Source organism: Anaerobacterium chartisolvens (assembly GCF_003337415.1).
Classification (GTDB): Bacteria; Bacillota; Clostridia; order Acetivibrionales; family DSM-27016; genus Anaerobacterium; species Anaerobacterium chartisolvens.
Window position 1 is genome coordinate 1 of record NZ_QPJT01000006.1, and the last position, 25,373, is coordinate 25,373.

The following is a 25,373-nucleotide window of genomic DNA, read 5'->3' on the forward strand; positions in this document are numbered from 1 at the left end:
GGCAATCCTGAGGCGGCACTTGAGCTGGAGGACATGATACTGGATGTGGAGGACAAATGCTACAGCAGCGGATACAAGTCCTCCGTCACAGACCGAATGGCGGCAGCAAGCCTCATACGCCTCGGTCTCATGAAGCACGGCTGCATGGAAAAATAAGGCTTACAGGGGAGGACAGGAGGGTCATAAATTCATCCCATAGCGTGGCGACTGCATGGCTGCTAGCGGCGGAAGCCCTCATGGCGTCTGAATGGTGACTTTTCCGCCGATTTTGGTCATTCAAAAGCGGCAAGGGGCTGCGGAAGACACAAAAGGAAACAGGGACATTTCTCTGTCCGTTTTTTGAGAAGTGTCCCCATTTTTTTGCCCGTTTGTGTATTGACATTGACACAAATATATCATAAAATCATAATATATGAATGTATAGATAATAAGGAGGGGTAACGGTATGGGGCTTAAGGTTGTAATAGTGGGCGGTGTTGCAGGGGGAGCCAGTGCTGCCGCTAGACTCAGGAGAATCAATGAGGATGCGGAGATCATCCTGTTTGAAAAGGGCGAGTATATTTCCTTTGCAAATTGCGGGCTGCCCTATTATATAGGTGAGGTTATAAAGGAGAAGGATAAGCTGGTGGTTCAGACTCCCGAAAAGATGAGGGAGAGATTCAATATTGACGTCAGAGTAAACAGTGAGGTTATAAAAATAGACGCCGCAAAAAAGGTGGTGGAGGTGCATGACAAGGCCCGTAACAGGACTTACAGCGAAGGCTATGACAAGCTGCTCCTCTCCCCCGGAGCGGAGCCGGTAAAGCCGCCTCTTCCCGGTATAGATCTTCCCGGAATATTTACGCTGAGAAATATCCCGGATACCTACAGGATAAAGGATTTTGTGGATAATACCCGCCCCAGAAGAGCTGTTGTGGTGGGTGCCGGCTTTATAGGCATTGAGGTCGCCGAAAACTTGGCGGAAAGAGGTGTCAAGGTCACAGTCGTTGAGCTTGCTAACCATGTTATAGGGCCTCTTGACTACGATATGGCGGCTATAGTTCATCAGCACATGAAGTCAAAGGATGTGGAATTTTATTTAAACGACGGAGTAAAGGAATTTTCCGGCATTGATAATGTCATACAGGTTCAGCTTACAAGCGGAAGAGCCATAAAGACCGACATGGTAGTGCTGGGTATAGGAGTGAGGCCCGAGACAAGGCTTGCCGCCGGTGCGGGCTTAAAGCTTGGAGCAAGATCGGGAATAGCGGTGGATGAGCATATGCGTACCTCCGACCCAAACATTTACGCCGTGGGCGATGCGGTGGAGGTGCGGGACTTTGTCAGCGGGGAGCAGGCCCTTATACCCCTTGCGGGGCCCGCAAACAAGCAGGGAAGGATTGCGGCGGACAACATGTGCGGTATGGAGGAGAGCTTTTACGGGACTCAGGGCACTTCCATACTAAAGGTGTTTGATATAACCGTGGCAACAACGGGAAGCAATGAAAAGGCATTGAAGCGAAACGGAATAGACTACGAAAAATCCTTCACCCATTCGGCTTCGCACGCAGGCTATTATCCCGGAGCTATTCCAATGTCTATAAAGCTGCTGTTTGCAAAGAATGACGGTAAGGTGCTGGGAGCCCAGATAGTGGGCTATGAGGGCGTTGATAAGAGGATTGACGTGCTGGCTACCGCCATACGTGCCGGAATGTCGGTCTACGACCTTGAGAAGCTTGAGCTTGCATACGCACCGCCGTATTCCTCAGCAAAGGACCCTGTTAATATCGCCGGATTTACGGCGGCAAACATATTGAAAAAGGACTGCGCAATATTCCACTGGGACGAGGTGGCTTCCATAGACAGAACTAAATCAGTGCTTCTGGATGTGCGTGATGCTATGGAGTTTAAGCTGGGCAGCATTGACGGAGCCATTAACATTCCTATTGATACCATAAGAAGCAGGCTGAATGAAATACCTCTGGACAGGGATGTGTATATATTCTGCCAGGTGGGACTAAGGGGATATCTGGCTTACAGAATATTGGCACAGAAGGGCTACAGCAGGATATACAACCTCAGCGGCGGCTACAAGACGTACCAGCTTGCGGTACAGAAGCAGTCCAATGAGGATATTTACGAGTATGACAAGATAGGTAAGGATGATGAAATAAAGTCGGCGGGCGGCTGCGGGAAGGAAGCTGTGCCGGATGCCGATATAAGGCTTGATGCCTGCGGGCTTCAGTGCCCCGGCCCCATAATGAAGGTTTATGAATCCATAAAGTCCATGAGTCATGGAGAAGTGCTTCAGGTTACAGCTACCGATCCGGCCTTTAGAGAGGATATAAAAACATGGTGTGAGAGGACGGGAAACAGGCTTTTAGGTGTGTCGTTTGAAAATAACGCCTTTAAAGCCCTTATAAAAAAAGACAGGCCGAATGAGGCCGGTGTTGGGCGCGGTCAGAAAAATGACAAAACACTTATAGTTTTCAGCAATGATCTTGACAAATGCATAGCGTCCTTTATAATTGCAAACGGAGCAGCCGCGATGGGCAGGAAGGTCACAATGTTCTTCACCTTCTGGGGCTTGAATGTTCTGCGAAAATCTGATAAGGTGGATGTAAAAAAAGACTTGTTCGGGAAAATGTTTGGATTTATGATGCCGAGAGGCTCCAAAAAGCTGTCATTATCCAAGATGAATATGGGGGGCATGGGAGCTAAAATGATACGGCTTCTTATGCGCAAAAAGAATGTTGCCTCCATGGAGGAGCTGATGGAGCAGGCCAGATCGAACGGCGTAAGGTTTATCGCCTGCAACATGTCTATGGATATAATGGGAATAAAAAAAGAAGAGCTTATTGACGGAGTGGAAATTGGGGGAGTGGCTTCCTTCCTCGGAGCGGTTGAGGAATCGGATATGGGCATGTTCATCTGATGCATCCGGCTGCGGAAGTTCCCTCATGCAATTGCTGCGGAGCGGTGTATGCACCCCGGGCACATGCTCGCAGAATAGCCCTTTCTAAATCGGAGGTATTATTGTGGAAGACTTTAAAAAGTATGAGGGCAAGGCCGAGGTATTGAAGGCACTGGCGCATCCTCACAGGCTTTGCATAGTAAAGGGCCTGCTTGAAAATAAGTGCAATGTGACTAAAATGCAGGAATGTCTGGGGCTGCCTCAATCTACGGTGTCCCAGCACCTTGCAAAGCTTAAGGCGGCAGGGATAATAAACGGTGACAGAAGGGGCATTGAGGTGTGCTACAGCGTCACTAATCCAATAGTGGCGGAAATAGTAAAAATAATACTTGAAGAGTGATTTATTACGCATAAAACTTAAATTATTTTAGTGAAGATATACTTTTTGAAGTTTACGGATACCCCCGGGATTGGATACTATATTCGTATATGTACGGCTGATAAACGGGGGTGCGGAAATGTTTTTAATTCAGGAAAGAGTAGGCAGAGCTGTCGAGGAGCTTCAAAAATATATTTATCCCGATTGCGAAAAGGTTTCAAGCTGCTTGTGTAAGAGGGAGGCTGATGAAAAAAGAATAAATTGGGATATTGAGGAATGGGAGGACTTTAAGCCGGGTGATACGTGGGGAGGGTATGACAGGTATTCCTGGTTCAAAATGGTTGTTAAGGTTCCTGAAAGGTTTTCGGGCAAGGAAATAGTATTCAGGGTAAAAACGGGAAGGGAAGGCGGCTGGGATGCTGTGAATCCACAATTCATGGCATATGTTGACGACCTTCCCGTGCAGGGTCTGGACGTAAACCACAGGGATATAATACTTTCAGGCAATGCAACGGCGGAAGATGAATACTGCATAGTGCTTCATGCCTATTCCGGGATGGAGGAGAAGCAAAGCATACTGGAGGCATCACTTCACTGTGTGGATAATAACGTAAAAAAGCTTTATTATGATTTAAAGAACCCGTATGAAACGGCAATTCTGATGGATAAAGAGGATATAAAGAAAATAGATATGTTAGGCTGCCTCAATGCTTCCATAAACTTAATTGATTTCAGGAAGCCTCTTTCTGAAGAGTTCAATGCTTCAGTAAAGGCAGCCATTAAACACCTGGAGGAAAATTTTTACGGCAGGTTGTGCAAAAGCTCTGATGCAGCGGTGTATTGTGTAGGCCATACCCATATTGATGTTGCATGGAGATGGACTGTATCGCAATCTAAGCAAAAATCGGCGAGGAGCTTTTCGAGTGCGCTGGAGCTGATGAAGCGTTATCCTGAGTTTGTTTTCATGTCCAGTCAGCCTCAGCTCTATGAGTTTGTCAAAGAGGGGTACCCTGAGATTTATAAGAACATAGTACAGAGGGTTAAAGAAGGGAAATGGGAGGCCGAAGGCTCTATGTGGCTGGAGGCTGACTGCAACCTCACGTCAGGGGAATCTCTTGTAAGACAGATTCTCTTTGGTACAAGATTTTTTGAAAAGGAATTCGGGGTAAAGAGCAAGGTGCTGTGGATGCCTGATGTGTTCGGGTACAGTGCCGCCCTTCCTCAAATTATGAAAAAAAGCGGTATTGAGTATTTTATGACAACCAAGCTGAGCTGGAATGAGTACAATAAATTTCCGTATGACACCTTCATGTGGAAGGGGCTGGACGGTTCGGAGGTTCTTTCGTATCTTGTTACCACCAGTGAGGCTGCTTCTGTTGACAGGTCGTTTTTTACCACGTACTCAGGCATCATAAATCCCTCACAGGTTATAGGGGCATGGAAGCGGTACCAGCAAAAGAGCATCAATAATGAGGTGCTTGTGGCATACGGGTATGGGGATGGAGGCGGCGGCCCCACAGAAGAAATGCTTGAGAATGCCAGACGGCTTGAAAAGGGAATACCCGGCTGCCCTAGAGTCAAGCTTGGAACTGCGGCGGAATTCTTTAAAAATCTTGATGAAAGGGTTTGTCACCGCAAGGATATGCCTAAATGGACGGGGGAGCTTTATTTTGAAAACCACAGGGGTACATATACCTCTATGGCAAGGAATAAGAAGGCTAACAGGAAGTGCGAATTCCTTTATCAGGATGCCGAAATGCTGTCGGTTATGGGCACAATGACAAGCTCTGCGCGTCTTTACAGGAGAGAGAGGCTGAATGCGGGCTGGAAGACCATTCTTTTAAACCAGTTTCATGATATTCTTCCGGGGTCTTCAATAAAAGAGGTATACGACGATTCCAAAAAAGATTATTTACGAGTCATAAAGGATGGAGAAGGCCTGCTTGATGAAGCAATTGGCAATATTGGCGCCAACATCGCACTGCATGGGAAGTCGGTAGTGGTATTTAATCAATTGGGCTTTGAAAGAAGTGACGTCGTTTCATTAAATGTACCTGAGGACATGGGGGATATACAACTTCTGGGGGATGAGGGAAATATTCTGCCTGTACAGAAAATTTGCAACAATTCCTCCGAGGGACAGACCCAGCTTATGTTTTTTGCCGAGAAAATTCCTTCCAAGGGATATAAGGCATTTGAACTGGTGAAGGGTGAGGACTTACGCGTTTGCTGTGAAGAGAGTGGGGCTTTTGCTCAGGCTGATAAATACCGCCTTACAAACCGCTTTTTTGATATAAGGCTTGACGTTCAGGGAACCCTTTCATCCATTTATGATAAAACGAACAAAAGGGAATTATTGACACAGGGCTCCAGAGGAAACGTGCTGCAAGCTTTTGAGGATATGCCTCTGGACTATGATGCATGGGATATAAATATTTTTTATTCCCAGAAGATGTGGGAAATAAATGATGTGGAGAGCATAGAAGCAGTTGAAAACGGCCCTGTAAGGGCTTCTGTGGAAATAAGGAGACGGTTTCTGGATTCTGTTATAATACAAAGGATATGTATTTATACCCATGTTCCCAGAATTGATTTTAATACAACAATTGATTGGAAGCAGAGCCAAATCCTTTTAAAAGCCGCTTTCCCGGTAGATATCCACACAGATAAGGCGGCTTATGACGTGCAGTTCGGCAATGTGGAAAGACCCACCTGCTGGAATACAAGCTGGGATACCGCAAGGTTTGAGGTATGTGCCCACAAATGGGCCGACCTTTCGGAGGACGGTTATGGAATAAGTCTGATGAACGACTGCAAGTATGGGTATGACATAAAGGATGGAATAATGCGCATAACCCTTTTGAAATCCGGAGTTGTGCCTTATCCTGATGCCGACAGGGAGCTTCATGAGTTTACATATTCTATTTTCCCCCATGCGGAGGATTGGAAAAAGGGCGGTACGGTTAAGGCGGCGTACGAGTTGAATTGTCCTATGTATACAAAGCTTGAGGAAGCGCATGGAGGGGATTTGCCTAAGGTGTTCTCGCTAATTGGCATAAACAGGGACAATATTGTTCTTGAAACGGTAAAGCTTGCTGAAGACAACAGCGACATTATTGTTAGGATGTATGAGTGCCACAACAGGAGAAGTGCGGCACAGCTGACATCTTTCAAAGAATTTAAACAGGTATACGAATGCGACCTTATGGAGAATATTCTGTCCCCTGTGGATTCTGACGGGAACAGCTTTGAGTTTTTGATAAAGCCTTATGAAATTAAAACCTTCAGACTTGTGTTATAAAAAACCATGTCCGCGGCTCGTAAGGGCCGCGGGTTAATATTGCTTATGAAGCCTGAGCTCTGAAGGGGACACTCCGACATACTTTTTAAATAATCTGAAAAAGTAGTTTGAATCCGGGAATCCTATTTTTTTAGATATTTCTGTGGCTGTAAGATTGGTGTTTAAGAGCATCTGCTTTGCCTTTTCCATTTTAAATACATTTACATATTCATTGAATAGCTGGCCTACTTCCTTTTGAAATAGCTGCCCCAGATATACAGGACTGACATTTAGCCTGTGCCCCAGAGTTTTTAAGGACAATTCCTCGGTGTAGTGCTTGTTGATGTGGTTCAAAACCTGGCGTATTATGGGGCTGACCCTGTTGTCATCGGCTATCAGGCAGTTGATAGCATTCTCTGCAATGCTTTTGATATAATCCTTCAGATGCTCAAGGCTGTGCAGCTTGATAACCGATAAGAATAATTCCTTATAATCATTTTCTGCAAAAGAACTGCTGTAATCAAAATTATGTACCGTTTTATTAATATGCAAAAGCATTTCAATGCAGCAGTTATGAATGTAAGAGGGGGTTATATTGGGACTGCTTTGCATAGCTTCAAAGACCGAATCGATAAATTCGGATGCTTCTTCTTTGTTTTTTGACAGAAGCAGCTTTGAAAGGCACTGATAATCTATCTTAAACTGAGTACTGTCCGATTGAGGTTCATCATTTGAAGCTTGGTAAAACAGGATTTTTTCATGGGGATTTATCAGGCTGTATTCCTGCATTTGCTTTGCATGAGAGTAGCTCTTGCAAAGGTTTGTGCATCCCGGCTGACAATCTCCTACGGTTATAAAAACCCCCATATTAGGAAGGCGTTCTACTTCCGGCCGTAGCACATCAAGCTTCTGCCTGATAAATGCTTCTCCGGTGGCTTCCGATTCAGACCCGAATATAAGTATAAATTCTCCGTCAAAGTTATTAAAGCAAAGGCACGAGCTATTTTGCCCGATGACGGTATAAATACTGCTGTAAACGGTTGAGAAGGGCGGAAGCTTTGCGTAAGCCGCAGACGATTTTGAGGAACGCCTGAATGAAACCTTTAATATACATGCCCAATAATAAGAATGGCTTATATTGATCTGAAGTACTTCGGAGCGTTCCTTAAGCTCGGAATAGTCAATTCTGTCGGTAGCCCACCTGTACAGTATGTTGTCTCTTAATATGTTGAAATTTTCATTGCTGTATATATCGCTGTAAACGGAGGACTCCAGTTTTTTCAGTGTGTTTGTAAGGGTAGATACAAGCTCTTCAATGTTTACAGGCTTCAGAAGATAGTTTTCTATTCCAAGAACTATTCCCTGCTTAACAAAATCAAATTCGTTATATCCGCTCAGCACAATGAATTTTGTATCAGGATTAAGCCTTTTTACTTTACTTATCAACTTCAATCCATCCATTTTGGGCATGGTAATGTCTGTAATCAGTACGTCACACGGTTCCTTAAGGAAAATTGCATAAGCCTCCTCTCCATTGAGGGCCTGTCCGCTTATCTCAAACCCATAAGCCTTCCAGTCTATTATATTTTTTAAGCCGTCAAGTATAAACGGTTCGTCATCCACCAATAATACCTTGCGCATAGTCATTCATATCCTCCCTTTTTTTTGCAGGAATTCTGATTTCAACTGTCGTGCCCTTTTGCACTTCGCTGTAAATGTTCAGGCCGTAAGGCTCTCCGAATATTATTCTGAGTCTTTCATGGACGTTTGAAAGGCCGATGGATTTGGAAGGGTAATTTCCTTTTCCGTTTAAGACATCTTTTAAATAATTCAGACGTACTTCACTGATTCCGGCCCCGTTATCGCTGATGGTAAAACAAATATCTCCCGCATCCCGGTATCCTGACAGGATAATGGTATTATCCTCCGAATCCTGTTTTATTCCGTGAAATATGCAGTTCTCTATAATAGGCTGAAGAGTAAATTTTACAATGGTATAGTCGAAAATTTCTTCTTTTACGTCAATAACATAGGTTAGCTTTTCTTCGTACCTTGTCCTGAATAACTGGAGATAAAGCTCGCATTGTCTCAGCTCCTCAGAAATTGGTATGAAGGTTTCACTTCTTACCGTGTTTCTGAACAAAGCAGCCAGAATATATATCATGTTTCCAACATTGGATGCTCCTGTTGATACCGCCTTCATGCGTATGACCTCGAGAGTATTGTAAAGAAAGTGGGGATTTATCTGTGCCTGCAGTGCCGTAAGCTCGGCATTTTTCTGCTTTATTTCCGATACATATACTTTTTTAATATAATCCGTAAGAGACTCGCACATGTGGTTGAAATTTACGGCTATTTGGGATAGCTCATCGTCACTTTTGCCGACAGGTATTCTTGTGGTAAAATCACCCTCCTTAAGGGCTTCCATGCCTTGCATAATAACCTTTGTGCGTCTTGAAAAGGTACTTATTATAAAGTAAGCCAGCAGCAAGCTTAAGAATATCAGCACAAAAGAAATAAGGTATATTGTCCTTACGGTGGGAGCGATACCCGAAATAATATGAGAGACAGGGATCACTCCCGCAATAACGACCCCTGAGTCGGGAAGACGGATCAGGTTCACATAGGATTTTTCTTCAAGCAACTGAGGCAGCTCCGATTCCTTAATCATGTTGAAATAAGGGTATTGTGACTTATAGTACCTTCCCGAGGAATCAAACAGCACTCTGCCGTCATCGGTCAGCATAATAATATACCCCTTTATGTCCTTTAGATATTTTTCATAAGTACGGTATATGCCTTCCGTGTTGTAATTAACAACCAGCGCACCTGAATTTTCAAGGGTTTCGGGGTCTTTTATTTCACTTATAATGGAATACACCTGCTGGTTGTCAGGGGATAAATTACTGTCGGGAAGTATGTACGGATAATAGCGGTTGGTGTTTTCAAAAAGCTTATCCACAAATCCTTGAATATTTGGGTCCAGCTCAAAGGAGCCGGGAATTTTCCTGTCGCCGTAAACCGAAAAGAAATTTTTTTTCTTGCTGTACAGCATTATGCTGTTGATATCCTGATCCCGTGAAAAATAGGTCTCAAAATAGGTCTGCCATCTGAAAAGCGTATTGGACTGGCTGTTGTAGAGCCTGTCCAGCCTCTGCATGATATAGTCGTCATAATCATTCTTTAAGTAATATGTCAAATCGGAGGACGCCTCATTATTGGCATAGAGCTGCTGTATGATGCTCAGTGAGGAATAATATTTCTGGCTGAAGTTGGTGCTTATTCTGTCAAGGATTTGCTTGTTGAAGTTAAGCTCCTTTTGCCTTAAGGTTTGAGTGAGATTTGCAATTATAAAAAATGACAGTGCAGAAAGTGACAAAACTGTAACTATCGAATACAGAAGAAATATTTTATTGAACAGCTTTATTTTAAAACTTTTATTATGAAATTTCATTTCCCTGCACCGATCCTTAACTATAATGGAGTTTTATGTCTACTTATTTATTATAATTAATTTTAGAAGCTTTTACAATATGGTTAAAACCCCGTTTTTGACTGAGCTAAAATTTTTACAGTAATACTATAGTTATTAAAGTTTACTGTCGCCAAGGACGGCATTATAATTATAATATAATAACTCTAGGGTCTAATTGCATTATCACGAGCTTAGGAGTACTGTGTTAGATTGGCGGTGGAAAGAAATTTCTGGAGAATAATTTTCATCTACCCGTAAGGAATACCTCAGAGGAAAGTGAATTCATGCTCGTTCCCTAGAGACTTTTCCCCCGAATTCATCTTTCCGATGCTGTTGAAAATTATTTCGGAAGATATTTCTTTCCTAAATGCTAAAGTACTATTAGTCTATGAATTTATTACGGGCAGGAGATGACATAATGAAAGTAAATTCCTATGGAACAGAGGCAAAAAACGGCCGTGTATCCACCAGAAAAAACCTGTTTCTGCTTCTGATGGTATTGCCGGGAGCAATATGGTTCGTACTTTTTAAATATCTTCCCATGATAGGGAGTGTTATCGCATTTAAGGATTTCAAAATTGACAGGAGAGGCTTTGTTTTCAGTCTTATCAACAGTGAATGGGTTGGGTTTGAAAACTTCAAATACCTTTTTGCTTCTAGTGACGCTTTTATTATTATGAGGAACACCATTGGCTATAACGGACTGTTTATAATTCTCCAGGTGGTTATACCTGTGGCATTTGCAATAGGACTTAATGAAATACGCAGCAAAAGGTTTTCTAAAATATATCAAACCGGAATGATTTTCCCGTATTTTCTTTCCTGGGTGGTGGCCAGTTATTTTCTTTTTTCATTTTTAAGTGTGGACAAGGGCATAATGAACAATATGCTGGGATTTCTGGGGAAGGACACGGTTTCATGGTACTCTGAGCCTGAATATTGGCCTTTGATATTAACCATAATGGCATTATGGAAAAGTGTGGGTTATTATACGGTATTTTATCTTGCTGCAATATGTGGTATTGACAGTACATATTATGAGTCCGCTATGATTGACGGGGCGAAAAAAATACAGCAGATAAGGTATATTACTATTCCTTTGCTGTCGCCGACGATTGTCATACTTACACTGCTTGCAATAGGAAAGATTTTTTATGCTGATTTTGGCTTGTTTTACCAGATCCCGCGTGAATCGGGCGTACTGTTCCCCGTGACAAATGTAATTGATACGTTTGTTTACAGAGGGCTTATGAAAATGGGGGATATAGGCATGACCTCTGCGGCGGGGCTTTATCAGTCGGTACTGGGCTTTACGCTGATAATGGTATCCAATTTAATTGTAAGAAGATTTGACAAGGATCAAGCATTGTTTTAACATACTACAAACTTTATACGGAGGAATGGAAATGAGCCAGTCTGCTTTTGGTGAAAACAGCTCAAATTTTAAGTTTACAGGGAAAAAGAGATCTCCGGGATCGGTTTCACCGGTTGCGAATTTTATTTTAAATATTATATTTATAGTATTTATGGCTTTATGTATGCTGCCTTTCATACTGGTTTTCATTATTTCAATTACAGATGAAAGTGCTATTGCCGCCAACGGCTACAGTTTTTTCCCTGAAAAGCTGGGAACGACAGCCTACGAGTATATATTTAAAATAGGGGATCAGATGCTGAATTCCTTCGGAATAAGCGCATTTGTGACAATTGCAGGAACTGTGACAGGAGTGGCGATTATGACTATGTATGCCTATGCCCTGTTCCGCGATGGCTTTAAATACAGGAGGTTCTTCTCTTTTATGGCCATTTTCACAATACTTTTTAATGGGGGGACGGTTCCCAGCTATATTATAAACACACAGCTGCTCGGGTTGAAGGATAATGTGCTTGCACTGATTCTGCCCCTGTGTGTTGACGCGTTTTACATAATGGTATTGAGGACATTCTTAAAATCCAGTATTCATGAATCGATTATTGATTCTGCCATGATTGACGGCGCAAATGAGCTAAAAATTCTGGTATCTATTGTTTTCCCCATGTCACTGCCGGGAATTGCCACAATAGCGTTGTTCTCTACGCTTGCATACTGGAATGACTGGTTTAACGCCTTGCTGTACATAAGGACGGAAAAGCTGTTTCCGTTGCAATATCTTTTGTCTCAGGTGCAGAGTGAAATAGATTTCCTTGTCAGAAACAGCTCCATGCTGGGAGCAAATGCAAGTGATGCCTTTAAGTCTGTTCCCGCCGAAAGCTCAAGAATGGCTATGGTTTTTATAAGCACACTTCCAATAACACTGGCCTATCCGTTTTTTCAGAGATACTTTATACAGGGACTGCAGGTGGGTGCGGTTAAGGGTTAGGTTAAACAAGCCCTTAAAGCTTCATAATAACGGGTCGTTTATGCAAATTATGCTTTTTGGCAAAATGCGGTGTAATTTGTTTAAATAATAAAAAACAAGGAGGAATTATGATGTATAAGTTAACGAAAACAAAAAAAGCCCTGACACTAATGCTGGCAACATTTATGCTGTTTGCTGTCCTGATGTCGGGCTGCGGCTCAAATGACGGTGCAGCTTCGGGAAAAGATAAGACAGCCGCAGGTGATAAGACAGCGGTAAAAAATGAAAATACTGAGGACAAGGGAAAGCCTTATGAAATTATGTGGTACACCATCGGTTCTCCGCAAAAGGATATTCCTGATGTTATGGAAGAGCTGAGCAAGTATACCAAGGAGAAGATAAATGCAACGGTAAAGATGACGCAGTTTAACTGGGGAGATGACTATAACAACAAAATGAATGTAATCATTTCCTCGGGTGAGCCCTATGACCTTTGCTTTACCTGTTCATGGGCAAACCAGTACCTGCCTAATGTTGCAAGGAATGCATTTCTTCCTGTTGATGATTTGCTGAAGGAATACGGGAAGGGGATTATTGAAAGTGAGAACCCTTTATTCCTCGAAGCCAACAAGGTTAACGGAAAGCTTTATGCCATACCAGTTAACAAGGAATTGTCGGCCCAGTCCAGATGGCTATTCAATAAAACACTTGTAGAAAAGTATAAGCTTGATATTTCAAAGCCTCTTACACTGGAAGAACTGGAACCCATGCTCAGAACCGTAAAAGAGGGAGAAAAAGACATTGGCGATTTGCTTGTGGTGCGCAATGACTTTAACCTTCCGAGACAGGCCGATGATTATGAGTGGGCGGCAGGAACCTCCATTCCTATGGTGGTACCTATGTCTACTAAGGATTACAAGGTAATAGAGTATTTTGAACAGCCGGATGTATTAAAGAGCCTCGATACAATGAGGAAATATTTTAACGCAGGCTACATAAGAAAGGATGCTGCCACCAGCACCGATCAGGATTACAAGAAAACAGGAAAGTGGTTTGTAAGAATAGGAGGATGGCTCCCCGGTGCCGATCAGATATGGTCAAGGGAAGAGAAAGACCCTGTTGTATCTACTCCTATTACAGGAGACCTTTACATCTCGGGAAGCCAGCTTTCGGGCTCAATGATAGCAATATCGGCTACATCCAAGAATCCTGAAAAATCAATGGAGTTTTTGAACCTGCTCAATACCGATAAGTTTGTAAGAAATATGGTTGATTCGGGAATAGAGAATGTACACTATAAAATGGAAAACGGAAAGCAGATTGATCTGGAAAAAGGAACTAATGACTACAACATGCCTTCCTTCTCACTTGGAAACAGGTTTATATGCAACCTTTATCAAGATGATCCCGATGACCTGTGGGATCAGTACAAGAGCTTTAACGATTCGGGAATCAAGTCCCCTATTCTTGGATTTAATTCCAACCTTGACGGTGTAAAGAAAGAGGTAGCGGCATTAAGCAACATACATGCGGAATTCTACCGTCCTATCGTTACAGGCACAGTTGACTATAAGTCTTATCTGCCCAAATATATGGATAAGATGAATTCAAATGGTTATGATGCGGTTAAGAAGGAGCTTCAGAAGCAGATTGACGAATGGAAGGCGGCAAACGGTAAATAAAAAACGGCTTTACGAAAAAGGGGGAAAAACAATGAGCGGTAAGCTTATTAAAAGAGGAAGCTTTAAAAAGGCTCTAGCCTTTGTACTGACAGTTGCACTGGTAAGTCAAAGCTTGGTAATGCTGGTGGTGGCAGGCGATACATGGCCGTTTAAAGGGGAAAGCGCACATGGTGTGAACCAGCCGAGTGTGCATGGCTATACCAGCGGACAGATTCTCGACTGGAGCCCTGAAACCGATCCCGGCGCAGAAATGCTGAGGTCTTTTATACCGCTGCAGCAGCGCATAAATGCCTTTGCACAGACACAGGCCAACCCGAATCTCGATCCAAAAGTTAAGATGTTTAACTTGGCGGGCGACTATGGAAACGCATTTATTGAGAATGCTGCATATACCAATAAATTTGCGCAATATCATTTCAACTTCTGGCAGTATGTCGATTACTATTCATACTGGCATGGTACGGCAACAGCATATACTCCTCCGCAATACTATGATGACCTCGCTCAGTCGAATTGGCAGCAGAAGTGGTTTGAATTCGGCTGTCTGAATATCCCCAACCCCACGTATACCGACGCAGCTCATAAAAACGGAGTTTTGTCTCTTGCGTGTGTTTTCTTTTCCAATAACGACCGTGGACAGCAGACTTACAAGCAAATGATTGTAAAGGATGAAAACGGTAAATTCCCCGTTGCCGAGAAAATGGTTGAAATGGCACACTATTTTGGCTATGACGGATATTTCTTTAATCAAGAAGAAGTGGGCCCTAACATACAGACCCAGGATATTCCTGACTACATAGCTTTTTTAAAGGTATTTCAGAAGGAGGGGCTTTATGTGCAATGGTATGACTCTGTAAATACCGGCACAGGCTCAAATTCTTTTGCGAGGACATTTGCCGACAGCAATATCAGTTGGCTGTATGACAGAGCTGCTAATGAACCGGTTACAAATTCATTCTTTTTTGATTATGGAGTAGGTTCGGCACTCATTAATAGCTCAAATAGCTACCTCAACGCTTTAAATTCTAACTATGGTACGAATTACAATATATTTGACGTTGGATTTGCAGGACTTGAAGGCGGCAGGGATAGATTTAAAAGTGTACAGGGCTCTGCGTTAAATAGCAAGCTAAACGGCAGTGGTTTGCCTGATACAAGCATAGCAGTGCTTGGTACTGATTTTGTCCATGCGGGTCTGGATGAAGACATGGGACTTTCATGGCCCGTTAGTCACAGGTCGGAGAATGATTATCAATGGATGACAACGGTACGCGATCGTCTGTGGTGGTCAGGCCCCAACCAAGATCCAAAAAACACGGCGAAGGCTGCAACTAATGGATTTGGTGACGTTTATGCAGATAATCGTTATTGGCCGGGTATAGCTTCGGTTATTTCGGAGCGTTCAGTCATAGAAGGAACAAATTTCTTTACAAACTTTAATACGGGCCACGGACTATCATATTATGTAAACGGGTCGGTGTCCAACAACGATGAATGGTCCAACATGAGCCTTCAGGATATTCCGGTTACGTGGCAGTGGTGGCAGGAGACAACGGGCAATAAGCTTGAGGCAGACTTTGACTATGGCGAGAAATACAGTATGACAGGCAATACAAATAACCGTTTCGCTTATCAGAAAATAGGCGGTTACAACGGGGGAAGCTCCCTTGTTGTAAACGGCAATCTGAATGCCGAAGATTTCTTGCGTTTGTATAAGACAGAAATAAGCATCAATGCAAATTCCAAATTGTCAATTACATATAATAAGCCTTCCGACGGTGATGCTTCAACTATGAGTGTGGGCCTGATATTTAAGGATGCCCCTGATACTGTAGTAAAGGTACCTGTTGCAGATTCCGGGAATAAGACGGCGGGCTGGATATCGAAGCAGCTTGACCTTTCGGCTTATGCCGGCAGAACTGCCGCCGTAATGGGACTTGTATTCGACAACGGCGGTGCTGCAATTGACGGCTATCAGATGAATATCGGACAAATAAGGGTTTATGACGGGTCAGCGGCAGAGCCCTCTGCTCCTTCAGGACTCGAGATAACGGATATCTTTGTAAACACGGGTGAAATGAATATCAAATGGGACATGGATACAGATTACTCCAAAGTAAAACAATATAACGTTTATGTAAACGATATTTATGTAGGCGGCAAGTATGACGGTGTATTGTATATTAAAAAACTTCCTGCCGCGTCGGGAACGGTGAAGGTTGTCCCGGTTGGGGCGGATGGTGTTGAAGGCGAGGCAGCATCTGTGCCGTTTGACCTCGGCAAAGCGGGTAGCAATATTAATGTGGAATCAAAGGAAGACGGAAATTTCAACGTTTCCTGGACGAATCCCGTAAATGCTTCGGGGGATATCACCGTTAAGGTGAGGTCATTAAACCTTAAACCGGAAGCTGTAATATCAAAAGAAACAACGGTGCCGTCAGGGTCAGTCTCTGCTGCATTTACAGATATGCCTGTAAACGGAGACGACTATATTGTACAGATAGCTGTGGGAAGCAATCCTCCGGTTTCCGTCAGCGGAAATTTCATAGACAAGGTTTGCGAGCCTTATGCAGAAGAATGGTCGTGGAACGGCAATACGCTCAATCTGCCTATGCCTAATACGAGGGACTGGCGGTATATGTACGTATATGAAGACGGAAATCCCAAACAATTTGCCACTACATACAGTGTAGGGAACAAGCCGATGATTATACGCGGACGCTCAACAAAATCATGCCTGAAATTCACATCGTCAGCAGAGACTATGTATGTGGTGATGGAGGACTATGAAGGCAATAAGTCGGAGCGGATATATCTCAGACAGGTTCAGATAACCTTGCCTGATGTAACAACGGGGGAGGCATCGGATATTACTGCGGAGGGTGCGGTAATTCATGGAAATATAACCTCGGACGGTAACGATACAATATCCGAAAGAGGCTTCGTATACTCTCAAAATAATGATCCGACTGAAGCCAATGGCACTGTTATAAAATCCGCTGGTGTACAGGACAGCTTTTCGGCCAGCATTACAGGGCTCGAAATGGGAACAGCATATTATTACAGGGCATATGCCGTCAATTCCGAAGGTATCGCTTACGGAGAGGTTAAATCATTTAACACCCTGACAGGGGAGGAGACTATTCCCCAGGTGGCGACAGGCGGAGCGGAAAATATAACCTATGACAGTGCTGCACTTTCTGCTGAAGTAACCTCAGACGGCGGCAGCATGGTAACCGAAAGAGGCTTCATATACTCTCAGAATGCCAGCCCCTCGGAAGAGAACGGCACGCTGGTGAAAGAAGGAAGCGGAAGCGGCAGCTACAAAGCAAATATTACAGGGCTTTCCAGCCAAACGAAGTATTATTACAGAGCCTATGCCGCCAATTCCGAAGGTACCGCCTACGGAGAGATAAAGAACTTCATAACACGGACAGAAAGCGTAAAAGAAGTAATGAAGGTGGATCTTGAGAGCTATTTTAACAGAGACGGCTTCAGCTATGATTCAAACAGAGAAGATGGAAATTTTGACGGAGGCAACTATCCGTGGTACTTCTGCTATTCGGCAGATCTTGTTGAGGAATCCGGCATTACTTCCTATAATGGAATAGATTTTCAATGGGGCTCATTTACCGATGGCGACAACAATGTCATAGACTGCACAGGCCAGGACATAGATTTTGATGAGGGCAGCTATGCCTCCATAATGCTTTTGGGTTCCACCACAGATGGAAATAAGACAGGCACCTTCACTATCAATTATTCAGAATCTGACGGCAGTGAAGTAAGCGTAGCAATGAATGACTGGTGCACAAGCGGACAGGACACAGTGCTGGCAATGACTCACAGACACCGCTGCACAAATGAAGATGACAACACCCCATGCGGTATATTTGCCTATTATCTGACACCTGAAAGAGGAACTACCGTTACGGGACTAACATTGCCCGATAATACCAATATAAAAATTATGTCGATAAGCCTTATGCGGGAAATAAACACTCCTACAGTAATTACAGGCTCTGCATCGGAAATTACGCAGAACAGTGCGGAAATCTCCGGCCAAGTGGAGTCTGACGGAGGAAGCACGGTAACTCAAAGGGGCTTTGTATACTCTACCGATAACGATCCTACCGAGGAAGATTCCAAAATAGCTGTAGAAGGCGGTGACGACAGCTTTTCAACTTCTATTGAAGGGCTCGAAAGCGGAACAACATATTATTACAGGGCGTATGCAACTAATTCTGTCGGTACTTTCTATGGGGACATAAAAGATTTTACAACCCTTGCCGGAACGGTAGCTGTAGAAAGCGTAAGTCTGGAACATAATACATTGACTCTTGAGCCTGGACAGGCCGGACAGCTTACCGCTGAGGTTCTTCCCGAGGATGCTTCAAACAAAAATGTTGTATGGCAGGTTGTGAATGAGAGCGCTGCAGGAGTGGTAACGGTCAGCGGCGGGCTTGTTACGGCGGTTAAGGAAGGTACGGCTACCGTAAGAGCTTCAAGCGCAGAGGATGCGTCAAAGTACGCAGAGTGTGCTGTAACAGTTAATGCTGGAGCCGACCCTGTTATACCTGTAGAGCAGGTAAGTCTTAATAAGACCACGGTATCATTGCAGACAGGAGCGAGTGAACAGCTTACCGCTGCGGTTCTTCCCGAGGATGCTTCAAACAAAAATGTTGTATGGCAGGTGCTGAATGAGAGCACTGCAGGAGTGGTAACGGTCAGCGGGGGGCTTGTTACGGCGGCTAAGGCAGGTACGGCTACCGTAAGGGCTTCAAGTGCAGAGGATGCGTCAAAGTACGCAGAGTGTTCCGTGACTGTGACAGAGCCTTCGTACACACCACCCAGTAATCCACATAGCTCTTCATCTGAAAGCACTCCTTTACCTAAACCTCAGGTTCAGGCAAATCAGGATGGTACAGCAACTATAGTAATAGCACCTGTACTTGATGGAAATAAGAATGCGAAGGCTTCTATTGGGGCAGATGTCATTAAGAAGGCCGTGGAGATGGCAAAGGAAGACAGCGGGAATAAAAAGACGGTTATGGTAAGCCTTCCCGAAGTAAAGAATGCGAGACAATATTCTGTGGAGCTTCCTGTGTCGGTGTTGTCATCTGCTGTTAATGACAAAGCAATTATTATTGACACAGCCTCGGGCAGCGTTGCACTCCCTGGAAATATGCTTTACAGCAGCAAGGAGATCAAAGACAGGATCACTGTAAGCATAGGGAAAGCTGATAAGGAAGGCTTTGGCGAAGGAGTAAAACATCTTGTGGGGGACAGGCCTTCAGTAGAAGTTAAGCTTCAAGCAGGTGCAAAAGAGGTGCAATGGAATGGGGGCTCTGTAACCATGTCTCTGGCCTACAGGCCTTCAGATAAGGAACTGAGCAGTCAGGAGAATATTGTGGTATTGCGCATAGACCAAAACGGCAGTTCTGTGCCTGTCCCCAGCTCAAGGTTCAACCCTGTGACAGGCAAGGTTGTGTTTACCACTGATACACCAGGCAAATATGCGGTGGCCTATGTAAGCAAGACATTTGACGATGCCGGCCAATTCAAATGGGCACAGAAGCAGATTGAGGTATTGGCATCTAAGGGTGTTATAGACACAGACCGCACAGAATACGAGCCGGCAGAGGATATGACAAGAGGAGAATTTATAGGTATGCTGGTAAGAGCTCTGGGGCTTTATGCAAAAGCTGATCAGAATTTCAATGATGTGGGCGAGGATTACAAATACAGCCGTGAGATAGCAACAGCCAAGGCTCTGGGAATAGCAACAGGAGGAGGAACTGATAAATTCAGTCCCGACAAGGAGATATCCAGACAGGATATAATGGTGCTTGCGGACAGGGCGCTTCAAATAAGCGGCAGGAGCTATGACACAGCGGAAACTGATGAATTGCAGAAATTCAATGATGAGAAGGAAATAGCCAGTTATGCAAGACAGAGCATAGCCAATCTTGTAAAAGCAGGAATAGTAAAGGGCGGAGGAAAAGGTATCAGCCCGAAGGGTAATATTACAAGAGCTTCGGCGGCGGTAATGATATACAACCTGATAAGCAAATAAAAAAGTGGGATATAAAAAGGGCAGTGTGGGATTTTATTCTACACTGCCCTTTTTACAGTTATATATAAAAAAAGCTTCTTACATTACATATAAGCTATACCAGACTGTGTGAAAACTCCAGAGTTATTTGAGAAACTGCAGCTTGCCACCGCTACGGCATCATGGGGTACGGTTCCTATGCTTTCCCTTCAGTCCTACGCTGCGCTGCGGAAGCACAGGAATCCGTCCCCAAGATTCCTTCACTACTTTTTTGCAAGAACTAAAGATTACGATTTCATTCAAAATAGTTTTCACACAGTCTGATACGGAAAGGCAGGGAGACAAAATATTATGGGAAAAGAGATTGACAATCAAAATAAAATTGCGGAATACAGGAATCCCAATGCTCCACTGGAGGAGAGAATACAGGATCTTCTGCAAAGGATGACCCTTCAGGAGAAGGTCCGGCAGATGGATCAGTACTTCGGTACCGACCTTGTAGATAGGGCGCATCCTGAGCAGCATAACTGTGCCGACAGAGGGGCGGATATAGTATGGGAAAGAGTAGAGCAGACTATAGGCAGCCTGGGGGTTGGCTGTATTCATGACCTGTATGGTACGCCGGATATAAATAATGAACTGCAGAAGTATGCTGTCGAAAGAACCAGATTGGGTATTCCAATTCTGTTCAGTGAGGAAGCTCTCCATGGTTTAGGTAGGCCGGGCTGCAGTATTTTTCCGCAGCAGATTACTCTTGCGGCGACATGGAACCCTGATCTTGTATACCGGGTAGGCAGGAGCATTGCTGCCGAAACACGCTGCTGCGGAATACATGAGGTTTTTTCCCCTGTTATTGATTTAGCGAGGGACGCAAGGTGGGGCAGGCTGGAAGAGACATATGGGGAGGACACTTACCTTTCCTCAAGAATGGCAGTTGCTATGGTTAAGGGCTTGCAAGGAGAGGATATATCTTCCTCTGACAGTGTTATAGCCGAGGTAAAGCATTTCTCAGCATACGGAATTGCTGAGGGAGGCTTAAACTGTGCGCCTGTGCGGTTGGGTCCCCATGAGCATGAAAGCTGTTTCATGCCTGTTTTTGAGGCCGCTTTTAAAGAAGCGGGGGCAATTAATGCAATGAATTCCTACAGCTCTATAGACGGCATTCCATGTGTATCAAACTCGGCACTTTTAACCGGTGTGCTGAGAAACAGGTGGAAGATGAAGGGCTTTGTAAGAGCTGATATGTGTTCGATAGTAAGGCTTTATGATACCCATGGCACTGCACACAGCCCCGAGGATGCAATTCGGCAGGCAATAGAAGCGGGTGTGGATATGCAGTACTATGATTTTTCCCATGAGTTTTATCAAGAGTCCATCATAAAGATGGTCAGGGATGGGGTTATGAAAATGGAGACAATTGACCTCGCTGTCAGCAGGATATTAAGGGTAAAGTTTTTGCTGGGACTGTTTGAAAATCCTTATACCGACCCCGCATCCTATGAAAAGGCCATGAGGTGTGAGAAACATGGGCAGATAACCCTTCAAGCTGCCCGTGACGGGATATGCCTCCTTAAAAACAAAGGGGGACTGTTGCCTCTTAAAAAAGACTTAGGCTCTATTGCTGTCATAGGGCCAAATGCCGATGAAGCACGGCTTGGAGATTATACTCCTGTAGTTGAAGGCTTTAAGCCGGTAACAGTTTTAGAGGGCATAAGAAAAGTGGTTGGAGCGCATACAAACGTGGAATACGTAAGAGGAGTTGGGGTGCTTGAGGAGGAGATACTACCGTTCCCTTCAGGATGGCTTAGGACTCCCGAAGGAAATGACGGATTAACGGGCGAATATTTTGACAGCAGGGATTTTACCGGCCGGCCCGTTATGGTAAGAAATGATGAGAAGATCCAATTTAGCTGGGTGTTTACCAGACCATCGGAGCTTTTGACAAAAAACAGCTATACTGTACGCTGGACGGGAAAGCTGGTTCCAGACAAGGCTTTCAAGGGATGGATAGGCACTAGAAGCTATGACAGCATGAGACTGTGGATCGATGACATGCTTTTAATAGACGGGTGGGGGCTGTACGCAAATTCAAGCCGGAGCATACCTGTTGTGCTGGAGCAGGGGAGAGAATATTCGGTGAGGCTGGAATACCTTAAGGATGCAAATGGAGCGCAGGTGTTTTTCGGCTTGTGCGACAAGTCCGATGAAATAGCTCAGGCCGTTGAAGCAGCCAGAAATGCGCAGGTTGCCATTATGGTGCTGGGAGATTCCGATGAGACGAGCGGAGAGAATATGGATCGGTCGGATCTGTGCCTTCCCGGTAGACAATTGGAGCTGTTAAAACGGGTGTATGAGACAGGCACTCCCGTTGTACTTGTGCTTCAAAATGGACGGCCCCTTTCTCTTACATGGGAGCTTGAAAATATCCCTGCTATTTTAGAAGCATGGTTTGGAGGTGAAAAAGGGGGGCAGGCTGTCGCCGAAGTATTGTTCGGAGATGTGAACCCGGCAGGGAGGCTCCCCGTATCATTCCCAAAATCAGTTGGACAGCTTCCCGTCAATTACAACCGCAAGCCGGGAGGCGGCATAAAATATGTTGAAGAGGATTGGGCGCCTCTTTTCCCCTTCGGATATGGCCTCAGCTATACAAGCTTTTGCTATGACAGCCTTGTGATTGACCCCCCCTGCATTTCGGCCAAAGGTAAATGCACCATTAAGCTGGAAATAGAGAACATAGGGCATATGGCCGGCGACGAGGTGGTACAGCTTTACATTCACCAGAGGTGCAGCTCTACCGTGCGCCCCTTGAAGGAGTTAAAGGGTTTTCAGAGGATAGGACTGAAGCCCGGAGAGAAAAGGACGGTATCATTTACATTGGGCTCAAAGGAGCTTAAAGTATTAAACAGCAGATTCAGGTGGGCTGTGGAACCGGGGATATATGATGTTATGCTCGGCTCCAATTCCGCCGATGTCAGGCTTGCGGGAACACTGGAGGTGGTATGAGGAGGAGTATCACTGTAAAATTTGCTTGTATATAGAATACTGAAAGCCGTACCGGCATAAAAATATCGTATAAGAATAAATATATTGTGCGAGGTGGCCGGATAATGCGGAGAGCTATAAGTCTTATTACATTATGCTTTATAATAATTTCAGTCTTTTCAGGGTGTGGTCTTCTGCAAAAAATGGGATTGCAGAAAGGGGACAGCGATGAGGTCACGCCTGTCAGCAGTATTGCCATAGGCGAGGATGAAGCCAAAAAGCTGACTGACAAGGTGCCTGTACACCTCTACTTTGCAAATGAGGACAATACCAGACTGAAGCTTGAGATAAGGTACATGCCTGTAAGCGAGGCTAAAAAAAGTGTCAACAATCTGGCGGGCAAGATTGTTGAAGAGCTTATAAAGGGGCCCTCAGAGGGGAGCGCCTTAAAGAGCACCATACCCAAGGAAGCCAAGCTTGCGTCTCCCGTAAAAATTGATGCGGAAAGCTCGACTGCCACTGTGGACTTTAATAAGGAATTTGTCAGCAAGCACCCGGGGGGCAAGGATGCCGAAAGAATTACTATTTACTCAATAGTCAATTCTCTTACTGAGCTTAAGGAGATTGAAAAGGTGAAATTCACAATCGACGGCAAGGCACAAAAGGAGTTTAAGGGAAATTTCCGGTTTGATTCCGCTTTCCCGAGAACTGCTTCATTGATAAGCAAGGAGGTGCCGTCATCAGGGACAGCCGATTATGAGGAGGCCATACAAAATGAAGACATAATGTTAGAGCACGAGGTGGGGAATATGGAGGCGGGGGATGCAACCGTCCCTGAGAAGGATAAGAACAATGAGAACAATAAGAACAATGAGAAGGATAAGAACAATGAGAACAATAAAAACGATAAGAATAATAAGAACGATAAAAATGATAAAAAGTCAGGAGAGGTGTATCAGGAGGAGGACGGCATAACGGAAGAAATATTTAATGAATTCGGCGGAGCTTTGGATGAAAACGGAGAAATTATGGAATAGAAATATACCTGCACATAGTGGTGTTAATCATTAGCCAAATGATTTTAATTATATTAGCGAATTTATAGGGGGCAGACCTGCGTGTCTGCCCTTAAATTGCTTTTATTTTATACATCCCTGTGAGCATTATGGCTTGACTTATGGCCTTTAGAATGCATATTATATTTGTAGGGGTTTTTGTTTAATATGCGCGGGGCAGGGGTAAAATACATTTATGAAAAAAGTTGAGGTTATCAGAACATACTACGAAGAGAATATGAACAAGGGACTGCCCGAATATAAGGTTTTAGGATGGGAAAGCGAGGAGGCTCAAAGGCTTCGTTTTAATTCGCTTATTTTTTCTGTAGACATGGCAGGCAAAAAAATACTTGATGTGGGCTGCGGCATGGGCAACCTTTTGGAATACTTAAACCTTAAAGGCATACAGGTAGATTATACAGGAGTGGATATTTTAAAAAGCATGATTGAGCAGGCCGGAAGAAAGGGCTTGAACGGTACATTTTACCATGCGGATATTTTTGAAAAAAATATTTTCCAAAATAATTCCTTCGATATCATTTATGCTTCGGGGATTTTCAATTTGAATTTAAACAACAATAGAAAATTCTTATCAAATGCGTTAAGGCTTTTTATGGATTTGTCCAAAGAGGCGGTTGTTTTTAACCTTTTGCATCATAAATCCCCCGACAAAGAGGAACCTTACTACTACTTTGACCCGGAGGAGGTAAAGGATATTGTGGAGGAACTGCCTCAGAGGGTTAAAACAATGAAGATAGTTGAAAACTATCTCAACAATGACTTTACCGTTGTATGCCGCAAATAAAAGGGACGGCGGCACTGTATCATTTTAATTGTATTATAGTAGGGGCAGACCTGCGTGTCTGCCCTAAATTGCCCACAAACATGGAATATACAGAAATTCAGGGCAGACACATAGGTCTGCCCCTACTATCAATGATTACAGCAGCCCCCGCAGGTGTGGGCGTGGGGACAGTCTCCGGCCTCCGCTTTTTTAGAATGAACTATATTAACGCTTTTAAATACCGTTTCAAGCTCGTTTGAGCCGCAGGCGGGGCACTTTATGGTGTTGCTTTCCCTGTCGCTCATTTTGGCCATTATGTTAAACTCCTCACTGCATTTTTTGCATCTTAAATCATAAAATGGCATCTCTCAAAAACCTCCGGGAAAATAATTTTACAACATTATATCATATTTGGATAACCAAAGCATAATTAAAAAAGACAACATCAG

13 protein-coding genes are annotated in these 25,373 nt (G+C 44.1%); 10 read left to right on the top strand and 3 right to left on the bottom strand.

Annotated elements, in window-relative coordinates; genetic code table 11:
* Positions 1–445: 445 nt before the first annotated feature.
* From DFR58_RS06405 to DFR58_RS06415, 3 genes are all read left to right on the top strand, one after another.
* Entirely contained in the window at positions 446–2,914 is a 2,469-nt protein-coding gene (locus DFR58_RS06405) for an FAD-dependent oxidoreductase (RefSeq protein ID WP_114296991.1), read from the top strand.
* Between the two features lie 103 nt (positions 2,915–3,017).
* On the top strand, positions 3,018–3,293 hold the full coding sequence (locus tag DFR58_RS06410; RefSeq protein ID WP_114296992.1) for an ArsR/SmtB family transcription factor: 276 nt from the start codon (positions 3,018–3,020) through the stop codon (positions 3,291–3,293).
* A gap of 118 nt (positions 3,294–3,411) precedes the next feature.
* The gene (locus tag DFR58_RS06415; protein ID WP_114296993.1) at positions 3,412–6,573 is read left to right on the top strand and encodes an alpha-mannosidase; all 3,162 of its coding nucleotides are present in this window, start codon (positions 3,412–3,414) and stop codon (positions 6,571–6,573) included.
* A gap of 33 nt (positions 6,574–6,606) precedes the next feature.
* Here the strand turns inward: DFR58_RS06415 and DFR58_RS06420 are convergent, their stop codons facing one another.
* Positions 6,607–8,199: a response regulator transcription factor gene (locus tag DFR58_RS06420; RefSeq protein ID WP_114296994.1), complete on the bottom strand. Its 1,593-nt coding sequence runs from the start codon at positions 8,197–8,199 to the stop codon at positions 6,607–6,609.
* The gene (locus DFR58_RS06425; protein ID WP_114296995.1) at positions 8,168–10,006 is read right to left on the bottom strand and encodes a sensor histidine kinase; all 1,839 of its coding nucleotides are present in this window, start codon (positions 10,004–10,006) and stop codon (positions 8,168–8,170) included. The genes DFR58_RS06420 and DFR58_RS06425 overlap by 32 nt, the downstream gene beginning before the upstream one ends.
* A gap of 439 nt (positions 10,007–10,445) precedes the next feature.
* Between DFR58_RS06425 and DFR58_RS06430 the strand changes: the two genes are divergently transcribed.
* The 7 genes from DFR58_RS06430 (at position 10,446) to DFR58_RS06460 (ending at position 24,945) form a co-directional block, all read left to right on the top strand.
* The gene (locus DFR58_RS06430) at positions 10,446–11,402 is read left to right on the top strand and encodes an ABC transporter permease (RefSeq protein ID WP_207659141.1); all 957 of its coding nucleotides are present in this window, start codon (positions 10,446–10,448) and stop codon (positions 11,400–11,402) included.
* A 31-nt stretch (positions 11,403–11,433) separates the two neighbouring features.
* Positions 11,434–12,387 (top strand): carbohydrate ABC transporter permease, encoded by a 954-nt coding sequence (locus DFR58_RS06435; RefSeq protein ID WP_114296997.1) that lies wholly within the window; start codon positions 11,434–11,436, stop codon positions 12,385–12,387.
* 107 nt (positions 12,388–12,494) lie between these two features.
* Entirely contained in the window at positions 12,495–14,048 is a 1,554-nt protein-coding gene (locus tag DFR58_RS06440) for an ABC transporter substrate-binding protein (protein ID WP_114296998.1), read from the top strand.
* Positions 14,049–14,079: 31 nt separating this feature from the next.
* Positions 14,080–20,124 carry an endo-beta-N-acetylglucosaminidase gene (locus tag DFR58_RS06445; RefSeq protein WP_114296999.1) on the top strand — a complete coding sequence of 2,015 codons (6,045 nt, stop codon included), beginning with the start codon at positions 14,080–14,082 and terminating at the stop codon, positions 20,122–20,124.
* 330 nt (positions 20,125–20,454) lie between these two features.
* Complete coding sequence (locus DFR58_RS06450) at positions 20,455–23,106, top strand: glycoside hydrolase family 3 N-terminal domain-containing protein (RefSeq protein ID WP_114297000.1); 2,652 nt, start codon at positions 20,455–20,457, stop codon at positions 23,104–23,106.
* 182 nt (positions 23,107–23,288) lie between these two features.
* Positions 23,289–24,122 (top strand): GerMN domain-containing protein, encoded by an 834-nt coding sequence (locus tag DFR58_RS06455; protein ID WP_242987437.1) that lies wholly within the window; start codon positions 23,289–23,291, stop codon positions 24,120–24,122.
* 214 nt (positions 24,123–24,336) lie between these two features.
* Positions 24,337–24,945, top strand: a complete 609-nt coding sequence (locus DFR58_RS06460) for a class I SAM-dependent methyltransferase (protein WP_114297001.1) — start codon at positions 24,337–24,339, stop codon at positions 24,943–24,945.
* A 128-nt stretch (positions 24,946–25,073) separates the two neighbouring features.
* Here DFR58_RS06460 and DFR58_RS06465 read toward each other — a convergent pair whose 3' ends face one another.
* Complete coding sequence (locus tag DFR58_RS06465) at positions 25,074–25,289, bottom strand: FmdB family zinc ribbon protein (RefSeq protein WP_114297002.1); 216 nt, start codon at positions 25,287–25,289, stop codon at positions 25,074–25,076.
* Positions 25,290–25,373: the final 84 nt, after the last annotated feature.